This window comes from Candidatus Poseidonia alphae, from assembly GCF_943787815.1.
Taxonomy (GTDB): Archaea; Thermoplasmatota; Poseidoniia; order Poseidoniales; family Poseidoniaceae; genus Poseidonia; species Poseidonia alphae.
Genome location: NZ_CALSNW010000001.1, coordinates 208,743 through 235,369, shown reverse-complemented (window position 1 = coordinate 235,369; position 26,627 = coordinate 208,743). Strand labels below are relative to the sequence as shown.

Genomic DNA, 26,627 nt, shown 5'->3' with positions numbered 1-26,627 from the left:
AAATCAAATGTGAGTAATTAGTCACTTAGCGAGTTATTTTCTATAGAGTATTAGTTATCTTTGTTTTTCTCGAGGAGCCGGCGAACGCCCCCGGGTATGAAAAGTGCTCGGAGCAACTTCTTGGCGTAGGTTTTCATTTCATCTCGAGTCACTTTGATCCGTTCGTCTGAATTGAGGATGTTGCCCGTTCTGAGGAGTGTGACCGTTCGCTGGCCAATCAATACCGGTAGCATTGTTGATGCCTTGAGACGAAATTGTGTTTCAGGAATCATTCGTATGTAATCAATTGCTGCCTCAAGATGCTCGTTGGTCAAATCCAGATAGGCGTCATAGACGGGGCGGAATGATTCCAAGTTTTTTTCATCCATTAGGTCCTCTGGTTTGAGATCGTGCCTTGACAGTGTTTCAGACGGGATGTAGCACCTCCCAAAACGAAGGTCTTCTGGTATGTCTCTCAGGATATTAATCATCTGCAATGCCTTTCCGAAACGCACTCCTTTTTCACGAAAAACCTTCTCCTCTTTTGGAGGTAGTTTCATGAGGTGATCTAGTGACATTTCAGTCCAAAATACGCCGACACACCCGGCAACTCGGAATGCGTAATCGTCCAACTCGGCGTCATTCGTTAGCGAAGATATCGTGCCGCCTTCGTTCGCAATTCCGAACCGCTGTAGGTCCAACACTTGCCCTCCAATGATGATGTCCAAGCAGGACAGGATTCGTTGTTGGTCTGCTTCGCCATGGTCCTTGAGTCCTTCAATAACATCGTCAACGCTCAGGAGGAGTTTTGCCTCATGCTCGTTGGCCTGTATGCTTGCAAGTTCTGTGAAATCGGGAAGTGTCATGGAACGACCTTGGGCTACGTCATTGTACTTTCCGAGGAGGTCCAATAGCACCTCAGTTTCGCCGTGTTTGGAGTCGGCAATGGTATCTGCAACCCGTGCGAGAAGGTACAACAAACCAATTTGTCCACGAATCTTCTTGGGCAGGTATTTCAATGTTGGATAAAAAGAACGGGAGGTTGTCTCGAGCAAATTGTTGATTTTTGGATTGATCAAGACTGACATGTGCTCCCCTCTTTCCGATGCACCCCGCTCTTGCGAATGAACGTATGTGTTTGAAAGTGAATGTGCATCGACCGGAGATGCCGAAGGAACGACGCAAAGAAGGGGGATTTGTCGGAATCCTTTAGGAAGGGTCGCCCAAGCGTTGGCCTAGGAGGGGAACGTGTGAATTGCGGCTCATGTGCAGTGGTCATCCCCGATGACAGTATGTTTTGCCCTGAATGCGGCTCTCGTCAAGACAATTCCATGGCTGGTGGATTCAATCCACCGCCCTCTCAAAACCTACCGCCGTTTCCACCGCAGCGTTCCTTTGACCCAGTTTCAGGGCAGGAGCAACGAATGCAACAACAAAACAACTTGAATCAAATGGGGCATATTCCCCAAGACAAGTTGCAAGGAATGGCTCAAGGAATCCAACAAAACCAGAACCTTCCCCCTGGTGTATATCCCAACCAACCGATGCAAGGTAATTTCCCTCCAACGCAGTTCCCTCCTCAACAACAGCAACCACAACAACGTTCCAATGTGGCGCCCGTCTCCGACATGCCTACACTACCCCGTGGGCCATCAATTGCCAGTGGGGCAGCTCCAGTCAATAACGGAAACGTGTCTCCAATGAATCCCGGAGGGACAACAATTGCTCAAAACCCTGCAGCATCGCCTACCGACGCTATGGTTAACCGCCTTGCAGAAGCAGAGCGAGCCGTCAAGGATGAACGCAGAAGTCAATGGCTTTCGATGAATCAATCTCCCGCCTCCAGTGTTCTCGCTAACCTTGGAGGTGGAGAGCTTCCATCTCATCTTCGTGGTGGGAATGAGGCCAATAACCCTGCAGCAGAAATCATGGCTGCGGGAATCGGTCAAACATCAGCCGATGCTCCAAACGACGCCCTTTTACGTCGCATATCTGAAGTGGCCATTCGACGGGTTGCTCGAAAGCGAGGCGTTGCAGTTGAAGCACCTCAAACCAAATTGAATGATGGTCTCTTTGAAGTAAATGTGACCTATGTTGACGACGGAAGAGTCCTTGATACCCCTGAGGATTTGACTCAAGCCTTTGAACATGCAATTCAAACCGAACTTGCACTCAAAGGGTATGATTTGACGTGTGCAGTGTCCATGTTCCGTTCTAAAGACGGCAAAACAGAGAAGATTGGGGCTGAACCTGAAGAAGATATGTTCGCCTGCGAGATTTGCGATGGCCTCGTGAAGGACAGCGATCCAACATGTCCACATTGCGGCGCAGTATTCGAAGAAGAGGAAGAAGAACCAGAAACACAAGCATCCCCGACCCGCAGCGGTCCACCCGGTCCGAAGAAGAGCGGCGGTCCACCCGGTCCGAAGAAGAGCGGCGGTCCACCCGGTCCGAAGAAGAGCGGCGGTCCACCCGGTCCGAAGAAGAGCGGCGGTCCACCCGGTCCGAAGAAGAGCGGCGGCCCACCCGGTCCGAAGAAGAGCGGCGGTCCACCCGGTCCGAAGAAGAGCGGCGGTCCACCCGGTCCGAAGAAGAGCGGCGGTCCACCTGGCGGTCCGAAAGAAGAGCGGCGGTCCTCCTGGCGGTCCAAAGAAGGGCGGCGGTCCATCCGGTCCAAAGAAGAGCGGCGGTCCTCCTGGCGGTCCAAAGAAGAGCGGCGGGCCTCCTGGTGGTCCAAAGAAGAGCGGCGGCCCTCCTGGTGGTCCAAAGCGCGGTCCGCCTCGCTGATAGGGTGAGCCTAAATGGCAAACTCAGAATTTGGTAACATCGGATTTTCAGGGAAGCTCCGACCATCACAAATTGCTGCGTCAGAGATCATCAAAAAGCAACTTGATGCTGGTGAAAAGCAACTTCACATTGTGGCTCCTCCCGGTTCAGGAAAAACGATACTCGGCCTCTATGTCTGGGCTGACCTCGTCCGTCTCCCCACCCTTGTTCTTTCTCCGAATTCTGCAATTCAAGCACAATGGGTGGCCCGTACATCTCTTTTTGATTTGGATGGGAGGGAGGAAGAAGTTGTTTTGTCCTCTCAAGTACCTGGACTGCTTACATCCCTTACCTATCAATCGCTGACAATGGTTCGCACAAAGGGTGACGACTTGGAAGCGGCAGCAACGGAACTGTGGATCGAGAAGTTAATGGAAATGGGCGAAGCCATCGATAGAGCTTCTGGACAAGCATGGATTGAGGATTTGAGCGCCAAAAACACATCATATTATGAAAAGCAAATGAAAGGGTTTCGGAAGAAAGCAAGAGATGCGATGTCGGAAGTCAGCGGTAGCATGTCCTGGCTCAATGCGAATTCACTCAAAGCCATCGAACGGCTGAAAGAAGCGAACATCGGCCTCATTATTCTCGACGAATGCCACCATCTTACCGAGCATTGGGGGAAGGTCCTGGTTGAACTCAAAGATGCCTTTGACGATCCTGTTATTCTTGGCTTGACAGCAACTCCTCCAAACCCTGAGGCTGTACAAGATGCTCAACACTACTCGGACCTTCTTGGTGATGTGGACTATGAGGTCCCAACACCGGCATTGGTCCGTGATTCCAACTTAGCCCCATACCAAGATTTGTGCTACTTTGTGCGACCTTCAGCCAAGGAATTGGCTTACATAAGCGAGGCCGATGGTTCATTTTTATCAGTTGTCGATGAGATCTCCCAAGTTCGTGAAGATACTTCTCGAGCCTTACCGTTCCCGGATTGGCTGTTTTCAAATCTTGAATCAAAAACGATTCCCGGACGAGGTGAACTCTCTTGGAGAGAATTTGACAAAACCCTTCCCGATTTTTCTCAAGCTGCCCGTGCTTACCTTCCTCGCATCGGACGCAATTTACCCAAAGGTGTTCCGAGGGTTGCGGTGGGAGTTAACGACTTTAACGAAGCCTCGCCGGAGATCGTACTTTTGCGACCATTGTTGGACCGATACGTACGGTTTGGACTACGTCGTTCCGAACATGAAGCAGACCATCAACTGGCTGAAGACGTGACTGACCGGCTTCGCTTGCTTGGATATCAGATCACTGAAAGTGGAGCTCGGCCATGCGCATCACCTGTCAGTCGGATTCTCGCTTATGCTGCGGAAAAAACATCTGCACTTTCTGAGATTTTGAAGGTTGAATTTGAATCAATGGGATCGGCTTTACGTTGTGTGGTCGTAACAGATTTTGAGAAGACATCTTCTACTGCCCTCATTGAAGGAATTCATGATGATGAGGCCGGTGGTGCCATTGGCGTATTCAAGGCGCTTGTAGAGTGCGAAGTTGGAGACCAACTTGACCCTGTTTTGATGACGGGCAGTACCCTCTTGATCGACGACGACGTAAGTGAGCGATTTCTCATCAAAGCCCGTCAATGGGTCGCTGAACGCGAACTCAGCATTGAATTCAGGGATGAACCCTTGGGGCGATTCCATCACATTCACGGTTCAGGGGCAGACTGGGCGCCCCGATATTATTCTACAATGGTTACGGAATTCTTCCAAGAGGGTTTCACAAAGTGTTTGATTGGAACCCGTGGCTTGTTGGGCGAAGGTTGGGATGCATCCCGAATCAATGTCCTCATCGACCTTACAACGGTAACGACGAGCATGAGTATCAATCAACTCCGAGGCCGTTCGATGCGCCTTGACAAGACATGGCCAAACAAAGTGGCCAACAATTGGGATGTCATTTGTTTGGCTGAAGAATTCATCAAGGGATTTGATGATTATGACCGGTTCCGTAAGAAGCACACCAATCTCTTTGGTGTTTGCGACGATGGTTCTATAGAGAAAGGCGTGGGTCATGTCCATGCCGCTTTTACTGAACTCCAACCCGAAGGAATCAACGAAGGAATGGCAGTTCTGAATCAGGAAATGCTTGAACGCTCACGCCGACGCCCAGAGACTCGAACGATGTGGGGCATAGGTGAGCCCTTTTCAGCAGAATCCCGGAAGTCGTTGGAATTCAAGCCGGGCTCATCAGGAGATGGCGGTGGACTTGGGTTCCAATTCGGAAAGCATGCTGACCCGTGGACTGACGCTTCATTGAACCGTTCCATTATCACCGCCGTAGCCAATGCTATGTGGGACGCAGGACTGCTCCCTCGTGGAAGTAAACTCGGCGGAGGTGAACGGGGCGGAGGCTGGTATCGCTACTTCATTGAAGGATGTACACAGGAGGAATCCGATATGTTCGCTCAGGCCCTGAGTGAGGTCTTTGGAGGATTGGAAGATGCACGATACATCATTGGTCGCAGTTCAGTATTCTTTGATGAGACGTTCCTGTCAAAACTCCTTCCCGAAATGTTGGCCAAGTACCTCCGAAAGGGGCGCAATGAACTCGTCATGTATCACAGAGTGCCCTCATGCCTCGCAGGAAAGAAACAACATGCAAAGTGGTTTGAGGCGCAATGGAACGCACATGTAAGTCCTGGGCATGCTGTTTATGTTCACAGTGATGAAGGGAAGCAATTGCTTCAGCAAGCAAGAGATGGAGACCTCGTCTCTCATCATTCCCTTCATCTGAAAGATGTTTATCTCTGACTCAGCGTAATCCTGCTGCCTTTAGGGATTCTAGAAGGACTGCTCCAAGTTCGGATGGGTCCTTTGCACAAGCGATTCCTGCTGCTTCAAAGGCTTCAAATTTCTCTTCTGCGGTTCCTTTTCCACCCGAGATAATCGCCCCGGCATGGCCCATTCTCTTGCCCGGAGGGGCCGTTGCACCTGCGACAAATCCAACGATGGGTTTCGTGACGTTTTCAGCTGCCCATGCTGCTGCTTCTTGCTCGGCATTCCCTCCGATTTCGCCAATCATAACGATCGCTGCTGTCTGTGGGTCCGCTTGAAATGCAGCGAGGCATTCGATGAATCCAGTTCCATTGATGGGGTCTCCGCCGATTCCGACACATGTGGACTGGCCTTCATCGATGCTCATGGTTTGAGCGACCGCTTCGTAGGTTAACGTTCCAGATTTCGATACGATTCCGATTCGTCCTTTAGCGTGAATGTGGCCCGGCATGATTCCAATTTTGGCACCGCCACTTTCACCAGGGGTGATGATTCCGGGGCAGTTTGGTCCGATTAAGCGAACACCAGGTCGGTTTTCAACATAAGCAACGGCTTTGACCATGTCAAGTGTCGGAATTCCTTCTGTGATACAAACGACCACACCTTCGCCCTTGACGGTATCAAAAGCATCTGCTGCTTCCATGATGGCTTCTGCAGCAAACGGTGGCGGTACGTAAATGACCGTTGCATTTGCATCGGTCGCTTCAATCGCTTCGAACATTGAGTTCCAAACCGGATAGGGTTTGCCTTGCAAATCAACCGTTTGCCCACCTTTCCCAGGGGTGCATCCACCGACAATGTTGGTTCCGTATTCGACCATTTTGTCAGCATGGAACATTCCTTGCTTTCCAGTGATTCCTTGCACCAGTACCTTTGCATCCTCTTCAATCCATATAGCCATTAAGCAACACCTCCAATCAATTCCACAATTCGCTGAGCACCCTCTGCGAGGTCATCTGCGGGATGAATGTTGAGTTCCGATGCGGCTAAGATTGCTTTTCCTTCGTCAACGTTTGTACCTGCGAGTCGGACCACCAACGGTACGTCCAAAGACAGAGCTTCAGTTGCTGCTATCACGCCTCTTGCGATGATGTCGCAACGCATGATTCCACCAAAGATGTTGACAAGGATTCCCTTGACATTAGGGTCCTCTAGAATGATTGAGAAGGCTGTCTTGACTTGTTCTTCATTTGCGCCGCCACCTACGTCGAGGAAATTAGCAGGTTCTCCTCCGTAGAGTTTGATGACGTCCATTGTAGCCATGGCCAAACCAGCACCGTTGACAAGACATCCTATGTTTCCGTCGAGTTTGACGTAGGAGAGTCCAGTTTCCTTGGCCCGAATCTCAACATCTTCTTCTTCGGATAGGTCACGAAGTTCGTCCCATGCTTTGTGACGGAATTCGGCGTTTTCATCGAAGGAAATCTTTGCGTCCAACGCAACAATTTGGTCGTTTCCAGTTTTCACTAGGGGGTTGATCTCAACCATGGCGCAATCGTTGCTGACGAACATGTTGTACATTGATGTCAAGGATTTCATGAAGGATTTCAAGGCAGCCCCTTGGAGTCCGAGGTCCAGACCAAGGTCACGCTTCTGATAGCCGAGGAGGCCCGCGTTTGGGTCCACAGATATTTTGTGTATTTTTTCAGGAGTGGTTTCAGCGACGTGTTCAATATCCATTCCTCCTTCGGTAGAGGCCATAATGAGAACAGCTTTGTTTTCACGGTCTACCAAAATAGCAAGGTAATATTCGTGGGCAATGTCGCATCCAGCCTCAACATAGAGGTTGTTGACGACCTTTCCTTCATCTCCCGTTTGGATGGTGACCAAGATATTTCCAAGGATGTTGCTTGCATAGGTTTGAACTTCATCTTTTGAAAAGGCGATTTTCACGCCTCCGTCCATCACATGTTCACGGTTTTCTGGGTTGTAGAGGGTACCTTTTCCTCTTCCACCTGCATGGATTTGAGATTTTACTGCTACGACTTTACTTCCGAGGGTGTCGTAAGCATTCAACGCCTCTTCCAAAGAGGTGCAGTGCACGCCTTCAAGCACAGGTACGCCATGTGCTTTGAGTAGGGCTTTTCCTTGATATTCGTGAATGTTCATAATGCTCTCCAAACTCAACCAATGGAAGGCCGTCTTTCAATACTTTGATGGAATCGTCAGCCGGTTGAGGAGAGGACGGGCTGCATTGATGATTCAAGAAGCGACGATTTTCTCTTTCGATGAGGGAATAAGGGCCGCGGCCTTCATAGCATAGTGGATGGACGGCGAGCCATGCAGGTCGTGGTTCTCGCCGGAGGTGTTGGTTCCAGACTCCGTCCATGGACCAACAGTGTCCCGAAGCCACTTTTGCCCATGCTTGACCGCACCCTCCTCGAACACGTGGTGAGTTCACTACCCTCGGATTTGGTGGATGAAGTCGTTGTCGCAGGAGGCTACAAGGTCGATATGATCGAAGCCTATTTTGACGAACATGAAGTTCCATTTGATGTTCGTATCGTACCCGAGAACAAGCCGTTGGGGACGGGTGGTGCACTTGGCAACTGTCGCGACGTTGTCAGCGGTACCTTTGCCTGCTTTAACGGGGACATCATCTCTTCATTGGACGCATCAGAACTTCTTGACCTCCACAAAAAGAACGAGTCAGTCGGTACACTCGGCCTTTGGGAAGTTGAAGACCCAACTCGTTTTGGAATCGTCGGTATTGACGATAATAACCGTATCACACGGTTTAAGGAAAAGCCTCAACCCGATGAAGTCTTTTCAAATCTCATCAATGCTGGCTCTTACATTTTCAATGACGATATCTTTGATTGGATGCCTGAAGGAAAGCATTCTATTGAACGCGATGTCTTTCCAAAACTGGCCGAAGAGGGCTTGCTTAGCGGGCAAGATTTTGATGGATATTTCATCGATGCAGGAACTCCTACTGCTTGGAATCAAGGTGCTAAAGCATGCATTGAACATGAACGGTTTAATCACGGCACGGTTCGTTCATCCAGTTGGTACGAACAAGGGGATGCACCTTCATCAGCCGCAGTTACGGATTCAATGATTTCAAAATCATGCCACTTAGGGACGGGGCGCATTCACCAGAGCAGTCTTTTGTCAGGCGTCCACCTTGGCGATGATTGTACCCTTGATGCCTGTCTCATTGGAAAAGACACCCGCATAGGTGCCAACTGTACGTTGAGAGGTGTTGTTGTCGACCATGGTTCAGTCATTCCATCAGGGACCGTCTTGGATGGCGGCCAATGGCCTCGCAGTGAAAACCAATGAATCGCTTGGTTTCGTAGATTTAAGTATCAAACCTCAAATCCTCCATTGTTCACGGATGATTATGTCCAAACCGTTGGTTGTTGTGAATTTCAAGACCTATTCAAGTGCTTCAGGCGAGGCTGCCGAACACCTTTTTCAAGCAATGGAACGATTTAGTGAGGGCCCAGCTACCCTTGTTGCAGCCGTATCTGCATTTGATTTGAATGCGCTGTCAGCCGCTTCATCCTCAGTTGAAGTCTGGTCGCAGCATCTTGACCCAGTGGGACTCGGTGGCTTCACTGGATGGCTTGAACCACAAACCGCACGTTCTCGGGGCGCACAAGGCACTCTCATCAATCATGCAGAGCACAAGGTATCGCTTGAACATGTAGCAAATCTTCTGGAGATGCTGCCAGAAGGTTTTCCAGTTTGTGCTTGCGCAGCCGATGTTGAAGAGGCCAAGGCACTTGCGAAATTAGGGCCAACGTACATCGCCGTAGAACCTCCGGAACTTATCGGGGGAGACATCTCAGTCACAAGTGCTGACCCTGCAATTGTTAGCGACACGGTTGCTGCTGTGAAAGCCGTCAACCCTGCTGTAAGGGTTCTTTGTGGTGCAGGCGTTAAGAACGGAACGGATGTTGCAACAGCGCTTGAACTCGGAGCAGAGGGCGTTTTACTCGCCAGCGGAGTGACGAAAGCGAGCGATGTCGACGCCGTTCTGAACGACCTAATCGCCTACCTTTGAACCCTTGATTTGGCGGAGTTCTTGTTCCTTTTTGGCCTTCTTCAAACCTTTGGATGCTGGGCAGGTCGGGCGATACCTGCACCCGGTACAATCGCTTTCACGCCTTGCAAGAGGGAGGCTCTCCATCGTTGGGTCAGCAGAGATCCACCGTTTCATCCAATTCATCTCCAACAAATCATGTTGAAGCATCATCCATGCATCTCGGACACTGTTGGAGTTGGCCTGCACATCTCCTTGAATCCATTCACCTCCAACCCAAGTGAGGGTTCGAATTCTGAAATCTTCCACTCTGTCGGGTAGGCCGCGTTGATGCATGGCCCAGTGTACCATCAACGCGTCTTCTAGATCTCGGCTTGGTAGCGTATGGCCTGATTGAAATCTGAGCCGAAAGAGGGTCCACTTATGCTGATGATAAACGACGATGTCGGGAGTTGCGTAAAGGTTCAAACCACCGATTTGAATGCTGTTGATTCGCTCAAAGAAGGCCCATCTCCGAGGTTCTTTTGCCCATATGGGCTTGAGTAGATCAGTTTGCCTCAGACGTTTCAGTCGGTGGGAAATTTGGGCGGTGAGACCTTCTAAAATCAAAGAATCTGTGCGAATTCGATGCGTCCACACCTGTTCATCCATATGGGCCTTAATCCGGCGCAATGTGTAAGGTTCAGTCCACCTTTTGTTGTTGTAAAGGTCGCTCAATTCTTCCAATAGTGTTTTGCGAGCGGCCCTGATGGCGAGGTCTGAGAGTCGGTGGGTTGGTCTTCCTCTACTCGCTGTTGATGTTGAGGAGGATTTCTTGTTGCCATAGGCCACAGCCCACGCTCGAGGGCATTTACAAAATAAATCAAAACTGGTTTTACTCCAATGGTCAATGTTTGTTGACATATGGCGACGACCGCCATCAACGGTCATAACACCTGTTCATCAGAAGATTCCAAGCTCGAAAGCATTGATGGCGGTGTTAACTCCCACCCAAAGGGCCACAGGGAGCAACACCCATCCTACGAATTGAGCAAATACTTCTCCGCCAAACTTTCCAAAGAGGCGAGAGAATGGTCCGCCCCAGGAGGAAACAATACGAAGCATGAGAACTACAAAACCACCGGTCAAAACAAAGAGCATCATGAGTGCGAAGGCCATGAATGCTCCACCGAATCCAAGAAGAGCTGTTGCTCCAATTCCTTGTGGGAAAAGTGAGGGGAAACTGAGCCAACCAAACCACCCGAGCCAAACACCGAGCAATACATCTCTGTTGAGGTCAACAGGGTCTCGCCAATTCTGGAATGCTTTGGGGAAAAGAGAATGCATCAATTTACCGAGTGCGTCAGCCTCATAAGGTGAGCCCCGCTTTGCGGTGAAGAAACACATTTCGAGCATCCAAACCATCATCAGGATGTCAAGAATGAATCTTGCAGTCACGGCTACGGGCAACAACGTCAGGATGAGCGCAGGCAGATTGACGAGCAATATTCCTGCTCCTGAAGAGACGATAATCGAAGCCCATAGGAGTCCAGGGGGAAGCGGTTCTTCGGGAACTGTCCACTCTTCCCGTGGAAGTGCAAGGAACAACAAGAACATACCAGGTCCAATGATGAGACCAAAGTAAGATGCTGCCGACTTAGATCCTCCGGAGCCTATGGCGTCCACGGCCTCAACAATATCCAGCATAGCTGCCGACGATGGCTGAGAGAAGGTTACGTGCATGGCCGGGTCTACGATGACAATGGCGTCAGAACGCCCAGTGGGGAGGCTCTTGGCGAATTGACCGTCTTTGTCAAGATAAATGTCCCAAGAAGAATTCAATTGTGATTTAAGGGATGATACATCACTCATTCGCGCATCTTCTCCAGTAACGAGTTGAATCACCGCTACTCGTTCTCCAAGCTGGTCGATGCTTTTGTTCAGTTGAGTGGATTGCGTTAATCCATTTTCGGAACCGGGGAGGACCACACCGATCAGAACAGCTTCGTGTCCGTCAAGCAATTCACTCAACCCGATCTCATCACCAGCCAGGTTGACCAAAGGCGAATCAATGACCCTTGTCGTCGGTTGAATGACAGCGTCTGCACCTAAATTCGGAATGTCAAAGATTGTGGGTAACATCAACAAGGCCAGCGCCAATAATGCCGCAAGAATTGGTGCGGGTAGCAATAATCCACTTCGAAAGGCATTGATGATGTAGCCAGCAAGTGCGAGGAATGTTGTGATGGTCAGGAAGAGGCCCGCACTTGCGAATCCAGCATCGCCTTCACCTACCTCAAAACGCAGAATACCTTCTGCATGGCAGTCACTGTTCAAATCTCCAGCGATGGTTCGCAAGCAGAACTGAAGGTTCAAATTTCCAACGGGCAGTTTTTTTGCTCCCGACCAGGTGTAAACCGATTCATTTTCTCCAAGGTCCCGAACCATTCGGATTCGTCCAGCACTCGTTTCAACGAGCAATTCTCCATCCCGAGTGGACTTTTCTCGGTTGTCAAGTGGCCCCCAAATCTCCCACTTCTCATCACGAAGGTCATCAAGACCCCAGGGCAGATTATGTCTCAGTTCTACGTGGGCTAAACGTGACTCGTCGACAATAATACTGGCTTCTGGCTCGTAAAATACACCTTCCATGATGATGCCACCACTGTTGTATTGAAAGCCGCCCCATTGGACCCGAGCTTGCGTTCCAAGGCATTGGTGATGGATGTCCAGACTGAGGCCGATGGTGTCTCCCGGTGAAAGGTTCAATGATACGTTCTTCATCTCCCCAGAGAAATTCATAGCATCATTTTCAGCGACTCTGTCCACGATTTGAGAGACTTCATCCGTATAGACTTCAGAGCCTCCCACAAACACGGAGTAAAACAGCGTTGTCGTGACTTCCCCCGGCGCAGGGGCTTGTCGAGTACACGATTGTGGGCCGGCTCCGCCATCAAGGATCACAGAGAAGTAAACCCCCATCATGACATCTGCTTCAACAGGTTCAACCACAGGGGGGCTTTGAATGGAAAACACTGGAACGGGATTGGGAGTGACTCCTGTGGTGAATCCTCCGACGGCAGAATCCGTCTGCCCTCGCTGGAGGACGGCCGTTTCAGGGCTTGAACCCTCAAGGTACAAACGCTCATGATTGTTGATTTTCCATTCAACAAAACCTGCATCGAAGACCTCATCGTTCTCAGCGAGAACAGAATTTACCATCGATATTGAAAACATCAGGGCTACGGCTGCAAGAACCCATAGCCTTCGCCCCATGGTAAGACCAAAGCGTCTCGGTTCAAGAATCCAGTGGCCCTATGGAATTGCCTCAAAGGGGCATGCCGCTGTAAACCCACATCATCAGCACTCCGCCGGTGATGGCGAGTGCGTTGACAGAACCCTTGGTCAAATATCCTCGGTTTTCAAGCAATGCTCCGAGATAACTGTCGATCTGACACCCGAGCCACCCAATCACCGCAAGAATTCCACCAAGTCGTAATCCCTCGTTGAGAACTACGTCTCCAGCGGTTAGCGCCCATGCGGCGAGTGTTAGTACAGCTACGACCAATGAGCCAACGATGGCCGCAAGTTGTCCATTTGGAGAAAAACCTCCGTTTTCGCCTTGCCGGCATGGTTTGAAGGTCGTGATCATGCGCACTCTTGTGTCCATGCACCCAATTTCGCTTGCAAAGGTGTCCGATGCAGCAACGGCCACGGCGGCTCCGAACATCCAAATCCAGGCTTCGTAATCTCCACTTAGGTAAGCAAAAACACACATCAGGCCAGGGATTGCTCCATTGGCCACGACGTTGGTCCATCCACGGTGTCCATCATTGGATTCGCACATTCCAAGTTCTGATTTTTCCTCAAACCTCCATTTGGTGGCTTTGTGAGAGCAGACAAGGAATCCGAGAAGAATTAACAACCAAGTCCAATGCCCTAATCCACCGACAATAATTCCCAATACCGCAGCTGCATTTGCACCTTTCTTGTCAAGCATTCTCGCTTTTGATGAAACATAAAGGAGACCCATTACGAGAATGGAAGTAACAATCAAGTTACCAGCGTTGAGTCCACTCTCAAAGATATTCATGTTTTCCTCTCCTTGTTGGATACGGTGAGAACGACCAATCAGTACTCTTGGGACATCCGCATCCCTTTTGAATTAATGACCCAGGGATTCATCAAAATGGGCCATCTTGGGCATCCAATACAATACTTGGGAGCCACCTTAGAATAAACAGCCACAAGGTGGCGACCATGATTCCCAACCAAGAAAGTTGCAGGAATACTGAGAAAAGAGTATCGACGTCAGCAAGGAGTTTACTTACGCCCCATGAAGTTCCATTCCAAAGTCCATGGCCTAAAATCGCAGCAGCAATTCCTGCAGGGACCGTTTTTGGTAGGTTCCAGGAATGCTTTTCCAAACGACTCACGAACTTCATCATTCGATCTGAAGGCATGTTGGCCCATCCCGTTGTGGTTTCGGGTGTGCCGTTTTTATTGTACAAAACCCATTTTGCATTGCTTTTAGCCGTGACATAAGAGGAGCGATCACTCATCAGCGGGAGGTGATTTCCTCGGCCAATCCAGCAGCCAATGGCGTAGCCAGATAGACCCGTCCATAATGCATGGCCTGGGATGGAACTAATTCCTCGCAGCATGGCGGTGAAGAAGTAGGAAATACTGCTGTAGTCGCCAACCAGAGCCATTGAAATGTATTGTGCATTCTCAAGCAGAGCGAATCCAAGCCCCACAGTTGAGCCAACATAAAAACCGTGTTTTGGTGAAATAATGAGATGGCTCAATGCGAGGACAGCCAACGCTTTGCTCAACTCCTCTCCAATGGGCGCGGACAAGAAGAGGACAAACCCTTCACCCCAGGAACCCGGTTCCATCGCATCAAGTCCAACGAAGTTCAGTATCAAAGGAGAGATGAGGGAGTTGATGATGATTGCCGGAATGGTGGAAAGCATGCCTGCTGCTAAGATCCACTCGGCGTTTCTTCTGGAGATATTGATTCCAAGGTGGCGGCTGCTGATGGACCACCATGCAAAAACAGGTGCTGCAAAACCGATCAGCCAAGCAGGTAGGACGATGACCAGAGCAAGCAGGACGCTCAATGCATTTGGTCCAAAAAGCATCAATGGAAGCAGACATACCGAGGAAAGAATGACTCCGCCGAAAAACAGAGCCCAAAGATGAACCGGTCGAGGCATCTCGAGAGGCGCAGTTGAACGAAACAGATGATGGCGCACAAGAGTTGGAACTGGGGATTGGATCACGCTCCCACCTACGAGAATGTGTTGATGAACACCCTGCGGATGAGGTTCAGCAGTGATGCTGTGAGTCAACCTTGGCCGGCGCAGGTAGAAAAAAAGCATCAGGAATGGAGAAAGGCATATGCCGCCAATAAAGGTGTACAACGGTTCAAATGGCCCAAGAGTTCCGTTGATATCACCGTCAATGAAACCAGCTACGATGAGCACCGATATTTGTGCGATGAAAAAACAGACCAGTACGAGCCCGAGCATGGAACGAACGGTCTGCCAGGGTGTTGAAGCCTTCCAAACGGTGAGGTCGGATGGAATTGGAGTCAGGGGTATGGCCTGAACTTGCATTCTGGGTTGAAATCCTGGTTGAATAGCAACACCTCATGATTGTGAGTCCCGCTCAGTTCGCCCATCACTCGTCACTGAAAAACAGCATTCGGCAGAAGCATTCATCATTGCAGGATGTGGAACCAAGGGGTTCCCCCTCATCAAGGAATGGATGGGTGCGAGAAAACGGTGATTCATAAGCGAACAAAGGCGGCGGTAGATATGGTCCTCGAAGGATTGTTCGCCCCACGTCGTGACCACAAAGGCATGTCCACGCCAAGCAATGCCGCCCGTCTGTGGTTGCCGATGTGTCTGTTGAGCGTCGCTTACTGGTCCTGGGGTGTGACGGAAGGGAACCTTGTCGTATGGTTGTGTCTTACAACTTTCATCGTAACACCGGTTCTTTCAGTTGGTTGGTACTTGATCGGGATGGTCTCCAATCGCTATGAGCCAAAATACCTGATCGGAAAGGCTGAGCAAGCCTACCTCAACCGACTTGCACGTAAGAACCAGCAAACTCACTGATGGAATCCATAGGTCCAATCGTGTGGTGGGGCAAAGGTTTCCTTGATCGATCGAGGACTCACCCAGCGAAGCAAATTCAGTGGACTTCCAGCCTTGTCGTTGGTACCGCTTCCACGGGCACCTCCAAAGGGCTGTTGCCCAACCACGGCACCTGTTGGCTTGTCGTTGATGTAGAAGTTTCCAGCGGAGTAGCGAAGGGCATTAAGTGCAGTTTCAATGTGGGTTCGGTCAGTAGCAAATATAGAACCGGTGAGAGCGTATTCAGAGGTAGTATCGCACAACTCAAGGACGGCATCAAATTCTGCATCATCATAGACATGGACTGAGAGGACGGGTCCGAAAATTTCCTCAACCATGCTCTCACTTCTAGGGTCCTTGCATACAATGGTTGTTGGTTGGACGAAGTAACCAACACTGTCATCATACGAGCCACCAGTGACGATATCACAATCAGGGTTTGCTGTTGCTCGGTCAATGTAACCTGCAATGTTGTCGAATGACTTCTTGTCGATCACTGCTCCAAGGAAGTTGGTGAAGGTACGTGGGTCGCCCACGGTAATTTTGGCGACCTCTGCAACGTAGTCATCCTTGATGGCTGACCAAACGGACTTCGGAACGTAGGCACGGCTTGCTGCACTGCACTTTTGGCCTTGGAACTCGAAACTTCCACGCAACATGGCGACCAGAAGGGCGCGACGGTCGCAATCAGGATGTGCGACAATGAAGTCTTTACCGCCAGTTTCTCCAACGATACGTGGGTATGAGTTCAAGGTCTCCAGGTTGTTTGCAACATCACGCCACATCTGACGGAAGACGCGGGTTGAGCCGGTGAAGTGAATACCAGCGAGTGCAGGATGACCCAAACACATGTCGCCAACCATACTCGCCTTGCCGGGTACGAAATTGATGACTCCTGCCGGCAAGCCAGCATCCATCATCAAGCGCATCAAGCGATAATTTGAGACGTATGAATTACGGGAGGGTTTCCAAACTCCAACGTTACCCATCAGCGCAGCACTGGAGGGGAGGTTTGCGGCAATACTCGAGAAATTGAACGGAGTGACGGAGAACACGAATCCTTCTAACGGGCGCACTTCGCTTGAGTTCCACATCGATGAAGGAGAGACGGGTGGTTGCAAGTCTTCGTAAATTTGGCGGCAATAGTCCGCATTAAATCTCCAAAAGTCAATGAGTTCACAGGCTGAATCAATTTCGGCTTGGTGGCATGTCTTGGATTGATTGATCATGGTTGATGCATTAATCTCTGCACGGCGAGGACCAGCGAGCAGTTCACTTGCCTTGAGGAAGATTGCAGCTCGGGCCTGCCAGGGCATGGTCGACCACATCTTATGTGCGTCAAGAGCGGTTTCGATGGCCGCCTTTACTTCCGCTTCTCCGGCCATATGGACTCGTGCAATAACGTGGCCGTGGTCGTGGGGCATGACCTGCTCAACGACGTTGCCGGTGAAGATTTCTTCACCGTTAATCACGCATGGAATTTCAAGAACTTCTGAGGATTGCCGCTTGAGTTCAACCTCAAGTTCAAGTCGCTCTTGGCTACCGGGAAGATAGCCAAGGATGGGTTCGTTCACTGGGGCAGGTGGCATGGGTACGCTGTTGACCATGATGTCCCGTCGTTACAGACGCCTCTTGAACATCACGGCGTTACAAGTTGGTTAAATCAGATAACTCATCGGTAAAGATGAGCGTGTTTTGCTCTAACTTTGGCGATTTTAGGACCAACTACGGCGGCGCAGTATCCTTGATAGGGATTTCTGGCGTAGTAGTCATGATGTTCTTTTTCGGCTATGACGAAATTCAACGGGGGTTCAATCGTAGTCACAATAGGGTCGTCATAATAGTCTTGCATGGATGCCGTTGTGGCTTGAGCAACGGCTCGTTGACCTTCGCTTAACGGCATGATGCAACTGCGGTATTGCGTTCCAATGTCGTTTCCCTGGCGGTTCAACTGGGTGGGGTCGTGAACCGTGAAGAATACTTCAAGAAGGGTCTCATAGGTGACCGTACTTGCATCAAAAACGACCTCAACAACCTCTGCATGGCCTGTTCTGCCGGAGCAAACGCCCTTGTATGTGGGATTTGGGTCTGGGCCACCGGCGTAGGCGGGTAGAGCTGATTCAACCCCATGTATGTCTTTGTAGGCCCCTTCAACACACCAGAAGCATCCGCCACCAACGATCATTCGTTCCATAGGTTAAGGACCGTCCAATAAGTTATGAACTCATGCTTTGTCCCGGAGATTTATATTGAATCATCTCGGTTTTTTATGGAATGCAGGTTCTACTTTAGAATGAAAAAATACACGGCTACTGCAGTTAGCCCTACAACGGCAGCAATCCGATTGTTTCTCAAGGCTTTAACGACTTCCTGGTCATGTTTTGGACATACTTTTTTATTGATGAGCGTCTTGTTTTCGCAATCTTGAACTTCACATATTGATTCGGTTTTACTCAGTCGTGTTAGCATTATCAAAAGAATCACTTCAAGGATAAACGATACGATGAATATGTGCAGTGGAATATCTGATAAACTGGAGGGTATTATCCCGATGTCGAAGGTGAATAAAGAATAACTTACAAACAAGATTATGGTATTGGCCAAGAATGCTTTTGTGGTCAACAATCCTTGCTTTATTTGTGACCCTTCGTCCATGCGCGTTCTACTGAATCCGATGGTATAACCATTGGCCCGAATTCATTCTCGGAGGCCTGATTGGATGCTCAAGATTATGAGCGGGGGGCTTTAGAGCCCAATGGGCGCATTTATGGCGATGAGGAAATACGGAGACAGAAATGTCATCGATTTGTCGGAATGGGGTAGGCCATTTGCCCGAGTCATGGCTCGTTATCTCAAGGAAAAACCGGTAACCGTCATTCAGGTCACCACCCTTCATCTCCTTCTTACGCTGTACTGTGCTTGGTTGATTCTTGATGGTTATCCGGTTCTTGCATGTTTTTTGCTGATCGTTAAGGGGGTCATCGATGCAGTGGATGGGGAGTTGGCTCGAATCCGTGAGCGACCGTCGCACGTCGGAAGATATTGGGATACCGTCGCAGACACGGTCGGTTTGATTGCCGTCATGGGGGCCTTTGGAACTGTATTTGGTTGGACTCTTTGGTTCACCAGTCTCATGATTTTAGCAACGTTATTCCAATACTCGCTCTTTAATCACTATTCAGTTTCAATGAGAGCGTTAGGTTCGGGTGATGCTACCAGTAGAATTGACGAACGAGTACGCCCAGTAGCTCACCCGTGGGAGCAACAACGCAACGTCAATATCTTCCATTCAGTGTATCTTTTGTTTTTTAGTTGGCAGGATAGAATGATCTCATGGGTTGCTGGAAAGGGTTCGAAAGGTTTAGGCTTTGAGTTGACGGTTTCATCGTTCCTTGGCTTCGGGATGCAATCCTTGCTTATTTTTGCACTTGCTGTGACTCAGAATCTTGATGATTTACCGGTGTTGGTCCTCGGCGTCAATTCGATTTTGATGGCTCTGGTTTTGCTGCGCAGTCGATTTTGAACGATAGCATCGTTTTCGTCATGTTGAGTGATGAGGGGCACAGCGTCCTTGTAATGAGCCCCCCTTGCATGTTAGAGATTCACTTGCATTGTAAAATAGAGTGGAACCAAGCCGAGATGGGCGCAATATGGTCGTTTACCGATTCGGTCTTTCCAAAGGTGATGTTGGGTGGGGTTGGCGGAACAGAGGCGTCTGTTGAAAAGCAATTCTAGCATACGATTACGAGGGATTCATAACTGGAACTTGGCCACCGTGGGGGTTGGGTCCAAGTGGGTCAAGATGATGCTCCAGATGTATCCAATGCCTCGTTCTTGTTCAGATGCGACCGTTGGATGAGACGACGTGTGATCAGCACTGCTGAGACGATGATTGAACCAAGCATCAGTTGTCCGATGAAGTCGTAGTCGCGGCCGACAACCCCACCGTTGAACAACAGAAAGTCCAACGAAAGCAATGCACCCGTCACCATAAGGGGGAACGAACCGTTGATGGTGAGCGTTAGTTGAGTCGGTGTTGCAATCTTTCCGTCGGTGATTGAAGTTTTGTTCATGGGATCGTAGAAGTGAGAAAACAACACTCCCAATCCTGCACCCAACATGTCGCTTACCAAATCGGTTGCAGTGTTCACGTATCCGCCTTGGTCGATTGTCTGGAAGATGGTCTTGCCGAAGAACTCGTACACTTCATACGCCACTCCAATGGCTACGCTGAGTGAAAAAGCAGTAAATGCAACAATTCCAGGTGAGAGCTGCCAACCGTTGTGCTCTGACATTCTCCTCCATCCAAGCGACCATGCAATTGCAATGGCTGTGCTGTTCATGCCGTGGACAAGCTTATCCCACCAAGGATGGACATGGTACATTCCGTTCACTCCATCTGCACACAACCATTGACCGGGTTGCATTCCGTCAAAACAGAATGGCCCCGGACCACTGTCAGCAGCACCTAATGACCCGCCAATGAAGTGCAACATTGTTGCTGAATAACCAATCCATAATGGTAAGGCGGGCATTTGTACGCGGCCATTCCAGAGAATGAACATGGCCAAAAGCGCCATAATCACTCCTCCGAAATTGTACCCCGCCCAAAGATTCAGCCCACGACTAAGGTTCCAAACAGTGAGGATGAGGCACGATATCAGCCAAGCCATCACGGGTGCTCTTTCGGGGATTCGCGCCCGATGAGTTTGCGCGTTCCCCTCCTGCATGGAAGCCGGTCAAGGACTTCGCTTATCATCGTTAACCCATTTGACGGTTGAATGTCATTATTCGATTTGTTTGAATCTCTCGCTAACAGGCACTGGTTTGGCCAACTGAACACATCTTGTACTGGGGTGAACCTAAGAGTATTTTCCCGAATACAATTCCTGACCTGAGGACCGTTAGTCCTATGTGGTAGGCCGTTGAGGGGGGCCTGTGAAGTCGCAGGCCCTCATTTTATCCTTGCTTCTTCTCCTCTCCTCGGCCTCCCTCGTCACTGGTATCGCATCTTCTCAGAACGTGTTGGTCACGAATTTAGAATCCAATGAATCCACAGAACAACCAACGGTTGTTTCCACCTACTCGCAAGCAGTTAGGTCTGCATTAGCCCGAGTAAGTGATATCTCACAGTACAGTTCCAGTGTTTTAGATGAAACGGTTTCATGGGTCGCCATTGGGCCAACTCCAGTCGGCGAATCACTTGCTCACCTCAACGGTGCTTGGCTGGTTACTTTGAGCGCCGGGTCAGGACTTGAGCGAATGCTTAGCATGAAAGAGCAAGGGTTAGTCGAAAGTTTCTATCCTTTGGTGGAACAAACACATGAACCAAGGTGGATTCCCAATGATCCTAAATTTTCAGACCAATGGCACTTGGTCAACACAGGTCAATCCGGTGGGGCGATTGGAGAGGACGTGAACATCACGGGCGCATGGAACACCTACCGAGGAAACGGTGTTGTCATTGGAATCGTAGACGATGGCTTTGATTGGAACCACCCTGACCTTGATGACCACTACGAACCCACCTTAGATTACGACTATTGTGGTGATGACGGCGACCCAACACCCGCCTCGAACAAGGCCCATGGCACTGCAGCCGGAGGTGTAGCAGCAGCAGTTGGTAACAACAGTCTTGGTGTTTCTGGAGCAGCTCCCATGGCTGGCCTTGCTGGCTTACAGCTCATCTCTTGCAGCACCACCGATGTACGCGAAGGGGGAGCACTTTCACATGAACGGCAAAGCATAGACATCTACTCCAATTCATGGGGTCCAAGCGATAACGGCATGACCTTGTCTGGCCCAGGTCCTTTGATGTTGGCCGCTCTTGAAGGCGGTGCCCAGCAGGGCAGAGGCGGCCTCGGGAGCATTGTTACTTGGGCTGCAGGAAACGGATTGGACGATGACGATAACGCGAATAAAGACGGTTATGCAAATCTTCGTTATACCATCGCAGTGACCGCTGTAACCTACAAGGGGGAGCAATCCTATTATGCAGAACCTGGCGCTAATATCTTGGTTGCTGCACCCTCAAACGGCGACGGTGAATCCATTACTACGACGGACATTGAAGGCTCGGGTGGATACACGTCAACGGATTATACTGACACTTTTGGCGGTACATCTTCAGCCACCCCTTTGGTTTCTGGTGTGATCGCCCTCATGCTTGAAGCCAACAGCAACCTTACATGGCGAGATGTTCAACATATTTTGGTTGAAACCTCTCGGAAAAACGACGCTAGTGACCCCTCTTGGACGACCAATGGTGACGGACACCTTGTCAGCCACAAGTATGGATTCGGCGTCGTCGACGCCTCTGCTGCAGTTACGCTGGCGGAGCAGTGGGATTCTAAGGGACTAGAAATCAACGCCTCCTCAGGTATGTCGACGGTTGACCTCGATATACCTGATAATTCGGGAACACCTCTGAATGTCTCGTTTAATGTGACCGACGCCTTGCATCTGGAGAGCGTGGACATTTACGTCGACATCGATCATACGTTTCGTGGCGACCTTGAAATGATTCTCACTGCACCTTCTGGGATGCAGAGTATTCTTTCAACAAAGCATGAAGATGCCAACAACAATTACGCTGATTGGCGTTTCTCAACCGTTCAACACTGGGGCGAGGACAGCCGTGGGGAGTGGATCCTCTCCATTGAGGATAAGGGAAATGGTGACGCAGGCACCCTGAACGAATGGGGTTTGGTTCTTTACGGGACCGAGCGAGATATTGACAGCGATGGCGATATGCTCACCGACGCAAATGAAACGAATGTTTACTTCACCGACCCGTTTGATGCGGACAGCGATGATGATCAACTTTCTGATGGAGATGAGGTGTTTAACACTTCAACAAATCCCAACAGTGCTGACACCGACGGTGATGGGTTGGATGATGGTACCGAAGTTCTCATCAATGGAACCAATCCTTTGCTCAGCGACACTGATGGGGACGGTTTGGATGATGGAACAGAAGTATTGATTCAGCTCACCGACCCCTTAGAACGCGATACGGATGGAGATGGATTGGATGATGGCACCGAAGTTTCAGTCAACTTCACCAACCCACTCAGTCAGGATACCGACGGCGATTTGTTGACTGATGGAGATGAAGTGCTGCAGTACTTTTCTGACCCTTTGACCTACGACCCCAATGCCGATGAAGATGATTTCTATTGGTTTGCTGATTGCAACGATAATGACGCAGAAATATATCCAGGTGCCCCAGAGCGATTGAACGGACTGGACGATGGTTGTGACGGTCAGTGGGATGAAGGCTTCAACAGCACTGATGCAGACCAAGATACACTTTCGGATTTTGATGAATACCATGTTCATGGTACGATGTTCAACCTCGCAGATACCGACGGCGACCTCTTGAGGGACGATGAGGAATTGTTTGTTTACTTTACCGACCCGTTAACGGTCGACAATGATAGTGACGGCGATTCTTTTTATTGGTTTGAGGACTGCAATGATACCGATGCCAATCTGAACCCAGATGCCCAAGAAGACCTTGATGGAATCGATAACAATTGCAACGGAGTCGTTGATGAGACCTTCTTTGAAACGGACGCGGACAATGACTTGCTCCTTGATTACGACGAATTTACCAATCGCAGTACGGACCCGTTTAATCCTGACAGCGACAGTGATGGCTTGCTTGATGGTGAAGAAGTCTTGGAAACCCTCACCGATCCGTTGGTTCCTGATTTAGATAATGATAGCGATGGTTATCGCTGGTTCTTGGACTGTGATGACACCCGTGCAAGCGTTGCCCCCGACCAGTTTGAGCAATGGAACGGTCGTGATGATGATTGCGATGGATTCGTTGACAACGGTGTCGACCGTTTGGCCCATGTTCTGCAAACCCCCGGCAACAGGACCTTGTTCATCAACGCTACAGGGGTTCCATTGGAATTGTTTGTTGACCTTGATTTGGCTGAGGAGGACCTTGATGGATTGGAATTGAACGTCCGATGGTCACGAAATGAAACGGCATTGGGGACGGGTCCAACCCTCCTGCAATCTTCTTTGGACTGCAACAGCCCCAACTCAACCTTTGAGAAGGAAATTTGCCGGTCTGAAGGGCAAACTCAGGGATATCAATACACGGCCACCGTTTCAGACCAGTACGGAAGTGTCAATGTCACTTGGACGGTTTACTATCAAGTGTGGCTACCGGAAGATACGGGTGCAACAACGCTGATTGAAGCCTACTCTGTGGCCATCGGACTTGGCGTAATCGTAATCATTCTCCTGTTGGTTTTGGTTCTTCAGCGACGCCGACCACCGGAAATCGAACAAATCTCCGTGGAACCCGTTCAAGCCTTCGCAGGTGTGCCTGCAGCCCCTGAATTGGACACTATCAGGTGACCGAGATTCGACTGGGATTGGTTTCACATCGATGATCAAATCACACCGACGACTTTAACCAAGATTCGCTTGTTTCGTTGTCCATCAAATTCTGCATAGTGAATTTGCTCCCAAGTGCCCAAATGCAATCCTCCATCTCGTACAGGCATCGTCACCTGTTGGCCGAGCAATTGGCGTTTGAGATGGGCGTCGCCGTTGTCTTCACCCGTTTTGTGATGGTGGTATTCTTCACCCGAACGACCTTCAATGCCATGGAACGGAGCGACCTTTTCCAACCATTTCATGATGTCATGATGAAGGCCGTATTCCAAGTCGTTCACGTAACATGAAGCCGTTATGTGCATTGGATTGACAAGAACAAGCCCGTCTTTGATGCCGCTTTCAGCAACGATTCGGGCTCGCTGAGATAGAAGTGCATGCTTCGTTTCCATATTCAATAGAACTCATTTCAAGTCATAAAGTTTCATCCGGCAAATGCTGCACGAGTAAAATCAAGTGTTGATAAACTCCATATCGCTCGTTGATTCATGAACAAGGTCATCCTCATGCTCATGACTCTTGTTGTGCTGAGTAGCACTGCGTCCGCAGAGACCTACCGTGTATCTGGAGAGGCAACCTACTCGGACAACACTCCCGTAAGTTTTCACGACCTCACCGTCACATGCCAGCGAGGTGACTCGGAATGTTATCGCTACCAGGGCTCAGAGGCAATGACCGATGCCCAGGGCTCGTTTACGCTTGTGATTGACGCAGCAGATGAAGACAACGGTACCGAGATTCTTCTCACGCTCCGAGGTGAACAATTTAGCCACATTATTGACATCGATGTTTACAAGATGTCCACTGACAGTCGGATGATTCAAGACTTGCAATTGTCCCAAGAGCCTCCCATGCCCGGATTTGGTGGTGGCGCCGGATGTTGCTTGATTCTGTTCGCTTTGGTCTTCATCTCAACCTTGTTGCGAACCGTTGCGGGCTTGGCTACGCCTCGAGGCAGGGCAGCGTTTCAAGGGTTCAAGGAACCCAATTATCATGAATGCCCTGAATGCAACGCATCCATCGTTCAACATCAATTGGTTATGCATTTCATCACCGTGCATGATTACGACCCGCTTGAGGCCGGTGAAGCCACAGGTTTGGTATTGCGTAAATCATGGTCAACTGAAGAAGACTAGTCGAAGCGAAACCTCAAGACAACGGCCCCTGTTCAGGAGTCATGGGTCACCGCTGGCGCACACTCGCCCTTGTCCAGGTGTTGCTGTCCTCAGTATTGCTGACCGGGTCCCTCTCACAAATGCAGACGCCTCAGGTTGAACCCAATGCTTGGCCAGAAGGGAGTGCTGCATATGACAACATGGTGGAGATGACCAACTTCGGCTATAGAAAGATTGACACCTCGGCAAATGAAAACGCCCGTAATTGGATTGCCAGCGAACTTGAATCCATGGGGTACGAGGTTGAACGCCAACCTTTTACAACCGAATTATGCACCAATTGCGAGAACATCGTGGTCACCATTAACGGTACGCTTGAGGACGAATGGCGCGTGATTGGGGCTCATCATGATGCGATTTGTTATTCTCCTCCGCCGTTGATTGGGGTCACCTATGCAACATGTGAAAGCAGTGGTGCCTACGATGATGGTACCGGTTCAGGTGCATTGTTGGAATTAGCTCGGACGTTTTCAAAGTGGGAACAACAACCGCTCCACACTTGGAAACTTGCCTGGTGGGATTACGAGGAATGGCAAGGCAGTGGAAGTCCAGAGGGAGGTGGAATGGGAAGCCTTCATTTTGTTGAGGAGCAAATTCCTAATGAAATCAATGTGACGTATGTTAACCTCGATATGTTTGCCCTCAACTGGCCTGTACCGACGCCGTTTGCAAGTCAACTGGCCGGTTGCGATGAAGATTACTGGACGCTTTACATGTTTACTTCCCCCGTGGACGATTGGTCGTATTATGAAGAACGTGGTCTTGTTGTGACCGATGAAATGCAAACCTTCGCTGAGTGGTTTCAAGGCCATTTGAAAGCCATCAATTCAAACCTCTCACACCCCGATGAATGGGTGAGGGTCATCGATGATACCAAAGGGAATTCAGACCATTACAATTTCATTATGAACAACCACACTGCAACTTGGCTTCGTGGTCAACATCAGTATGTACTCGATGAGGGTGACGCCTGTGAACAGACGCCGAAACATGCGCAAAGCGATTCAGTGACCACGATCAACACAATGGCTGGCGGGAGAGCAAACGTCGAGGCAGGCTTGCAAACCGGACTGGACATCGTAGCGACCATGGCGTGGTGGGACTACAATGCCGCTGCTCCGGACAATGAGGACACCTCGGAATCCTCGGTGATGGGGGCGCAAAGTACGGCCACCATCGTCGTCAGTCTTCTTGCTGTGCTTGGAATTGTCGGCATCTTATCCTACACTTACCTGCGCGTGGCCTCTGATTCCAACGAAGACTAAACGACGGCATCGTTGTTCTTTTTCACGTTCGCTTGAGAACAAGAGGCTAAATGTGAAGTCACTGAGTG

General features: G+C 49.9%; 20 protein-coding genes. 9 read left to right on the top strand and 11 right to left on the bottom strand.

The window, feature by feature from the left end:
• Positions 1–50: 50 nt before the first annotated feature.
• A complete protein-coding gene (locus AAA857_RS01090; RefSeq protein WP_338172202.1) occupies positions 51–1,067 on the bottom strand; it encodes a phytoene/squalene synthase family protein in 1,017 nt (338 codons plus the stop codon).
• A gap of 162 nt (positions 1,068–1,229) precedes the next feature.
• Between AAA857_RS01090 and AAA857_RS01085 the strand changes: the two genes are divergently transcribed.
• Both AAA857_RS01085 and AAA857_RS01080 read left to right on the top strand, forming a co-directional pair.
• The gene (locus AAA857_RS01085) at positions 1,230–2,774 is read left to right on the top strand and encodes a hypothetical protein (RefSeq protein ID WP_338172200.1); all 1,545 of its coding nucleotides are present in this window, start codon (positions 1,230–1,232) and stop codon (positions 2,772–2,774) included.
• A 6-nt stretch (positions 2,775–2,780) separates the two neighbouring features.
• Positions 2,781–5,564, top strand: coding sequence for a DEAD/DEAH box helicase family protein (locus AAA857_RS01080; RefSeq protein ID WP_338172198.1), 2,784 nt, complete (start codon positions 2,781–2,783; stop codon positions 5,562–5,564).
• A 1-nt stretch (position 5,565) separates the two neighbouring features.
• Here AAA857_RS01080 and sucD read toward each other — a convergent pair whose 3' ends face one another.
• Both sucD and sucC read right to left on the bottom strand, forming a co-directional pair.
• The gene (gene sucD, locus AAA857_RS01075; protein WP_338172196.1) at positions 5,566–6,489 is read right to left on the bottom strand and encodes a succinate--CoA ligase subunit alpha; all 924 of its coding nucleotides are present in this window, start codon (positions 6,487–6,489) and stop codon (positions 5,566–5,568) included.
• Positions 6,489–7,697, bottom strand: coding sequence for an ADP-forming succinate--CoA ligase subunit beta (gene sucC / locus AAA857_RS01070; protein WP_338172194.1), 1,209 nt, complete (start codon positions 7,695–7,697; stop codon positions 6,489–6,491). Before sucC ends, sucD begins: the two co-directional genes overlap by 1 nt.
• A 171-nt stretch (positions 7,698–7,868) precedes the next feature.
• On the opposite strand from sucC, the gene AAA857_RS01065 reads away from it, so the two are divergent.
• Entirely contained in the window at positions 7,869–8,873 is a 1,005-nt protein-coding gene (locus AAA857_RS01065; RefSeq protein ID WP_338172192.1) for a sugar phosphate nucleotidyltransferase, read from the top strand.
• 61 nt (positions 8,874–8,934) lie between these two features.
• Entirely contained in the window at positions 8,935–9,600 is a 666-nt protein-coding gene (locus AAA857_RS01060) for a triose-phosphate isomerase (RefSeq protein ID WP_338172190.1), read from the top strand.
• On the opposite strand, the gene AAA857_RS01055 is transcribed toward AAA857_RS01060, so the two are convergent.
• The 4 genes from AAA857_RS01055 to AAA857_RS01040 all read right to left on the bottom strand — a co-directional run bounded on the left by AAA857_RS01055 (position 9,583) and on the right by AAA857_RS01040 (position 15,179).
• A complete protein-coding gene (locus tag AAA857_RS01055; RefSeq protein ID WP_338172188.1) occupies positions 9,583–10,509 on the bottom strand; it encodes a hypothetical protein in 927 nt (308 codons plus the stop codon). The two genes, AAA857_RS01060 and AAA857_RS01055, sit on opposite strands and share 18 nt — an antisense overlap.
• Before the next feature lie 12 nt (positions 10,510–10,521).
• Complete coding sequence (locus AAA857_RS01050; RefSeq protein WP_338172186.1) at positions 10,522–12,834, bottom strand: hypothetical protein; 2,313 nt, start codon at positions 12,832–12,834, stop codon at positions 10,522–10,524.
• Between the two features lie 52 nt (positions 12,835–12,886).
• Positions 12,887–13,651, bottom strand: coding sequence for a DUF92 domain-containing protein (locus tag AAA857_RS01045; protein WP_338172184.1), 765 nt, complete (start codon positions 13,649–13,651; stop codon positions 12,887–12,889).
• A 91-nt stretch (positions 13,652–13,742) separates the two neighbouring features.
• Positions 13,743–15,179, bottom strand: a complete 1,437-nt coding sequence (locus AAA857_RS01040; protein ID WP_338172182.1) for a PrsW family glutamic-type intramembrane protease — start codon at positions 15,177–15,179, stop codon at positions 13,743–13,745.
• A 201-nt stretch (positions 15,180–15,380) separates the two neighbouring features.
• Between AAA857_RS01040 and AAA857_RS01035 the strand changes: the two genes are divergently transcribed.
• Positions 15,381–15,683 (top strand): hypothetical protein, encoded by a 303-nt coding sequence (locus tag AAA857_RS01035; RefSeq protein WP_338172180.1) that lies wholly within the window; start codon positions 15,381–15,383, stop codon positions 15,681–15,683.
• Here the strand turns inward: AAA857_RS01035 and pruA are convergent.
• Positions 15,677–17,308, bottom strand: a complete 1,632-nt coding sequence (gene pruA, locus AAA857_RS01030) for an L-glutamate gamma-semialdehyde dehydrogenase (RefSeq protein WP_338172178.1) — start codon at positions 17,306–17,308, stop codon at positions 15,677–15,679. The genes AAA857_RS01035 and pruA overlap by 7 nt on opposite strands.
• 65 nt (positions 17,309–17,373) lie before the next feature.
• Positions 17,374–17,895, bottom strand: coding sequence for a peptide-methionine (S)-S-oxide reductase MsrA (gene msrA, locus AAA857_RS01025; protein WP_338172177.1), 522 nt, complete (start codon positions 17,893–17,895; stop codon positions 17,374–17,376).
• 561 nt (positions 17,896–18,456) lie between these two features.
• Here msrA and AAA857_RS01020 point away from each other — a divergent pair.
• A complete protein-coding gene (locus tag AAA857_RS01020; RefSeq protein WP_338172175.1) occupies positions 18,457–19,224 on the top strand; it encodes a CDP-alcohol phosphatidyltransferase family protein in 768 nt (255 codons plus the stop codon).
• Positions 19,225–19,498: 274 nt separating this feature from the next.
• Here the strand turns inward: AAA857_RS01020 and AAA857_RS01015 are convergent, their stop codons facing one another.
• A complete protein-coding gene (locus AAA857_RS01015; protein ID WP_338172173.1) occupies positions 19,499–20,281 on the bottom strand; it encodes a hypothetical protein in 783 nt (260 codons plus the stop codon).
• Positions 20,282–20,639: 358 nt separating this feature from the next.
• On the opposite strand from AAA857_RS01015, the gene AAA857_RS01010 reads away from it, so the two are divergent.
• Positions 20,640–24,080 carry a S8 family serine peptidase gene (locus AAA857_RS01010; protein WP_338172171.1) on the top strand — a complete coding sequence of 1,147 codons (3,441 nt, stop codon included), beginning with the start codon at positions 20,640–20,642 and terminating at the stop codon, positions 24,078–24,080.
• Between the two features lie 35 nt (positions 24,081–24,115).
• Here AAA857_RS01010 and AAA857_RS01005 read toward each other — a convergent pair whose 3' ends face one another.
• Entirely contained in the window at positions 24,116–24,511 is a 396-nt protein-coding gene (locus AAA857_RS01005) for a secondary thiamine-phosphate synthase enzyme YjbQ (RefSeq protein WP_338172169.1), read from the bottom strand.
• Between the two features lie 96 nt (positions 24,512–24,607).
• On the opposite strand from AAA857_RS01005, the gene AAA857_RS01000 reads away from it, so the two are divergent.
• Positions 24,608–25,255: a hypothetical protein gene (locus tag AAA857_RS01000; protein WP_338172167.1), complete on the top strand. Its 648-nt coding sequence runs from the start codon at positions 24,608–24,610 to the stop codon at positions 25,253–25,255.
• Positions 25,256–25,296: 41 nt separating this feature from the next.
• Positions 25,297–26,559, top strand: coding sequence for a M28 family peptidase (locus tag AAA857_RS00995; protein WP_338172166.1), 1,263 nt, complete (start codon positions 25,297–25,299; stop codon positions 26,557–26,559).
• The last annotated feature ends 68 nt before the right edge of the window (positions 26,560–26,627 follow it).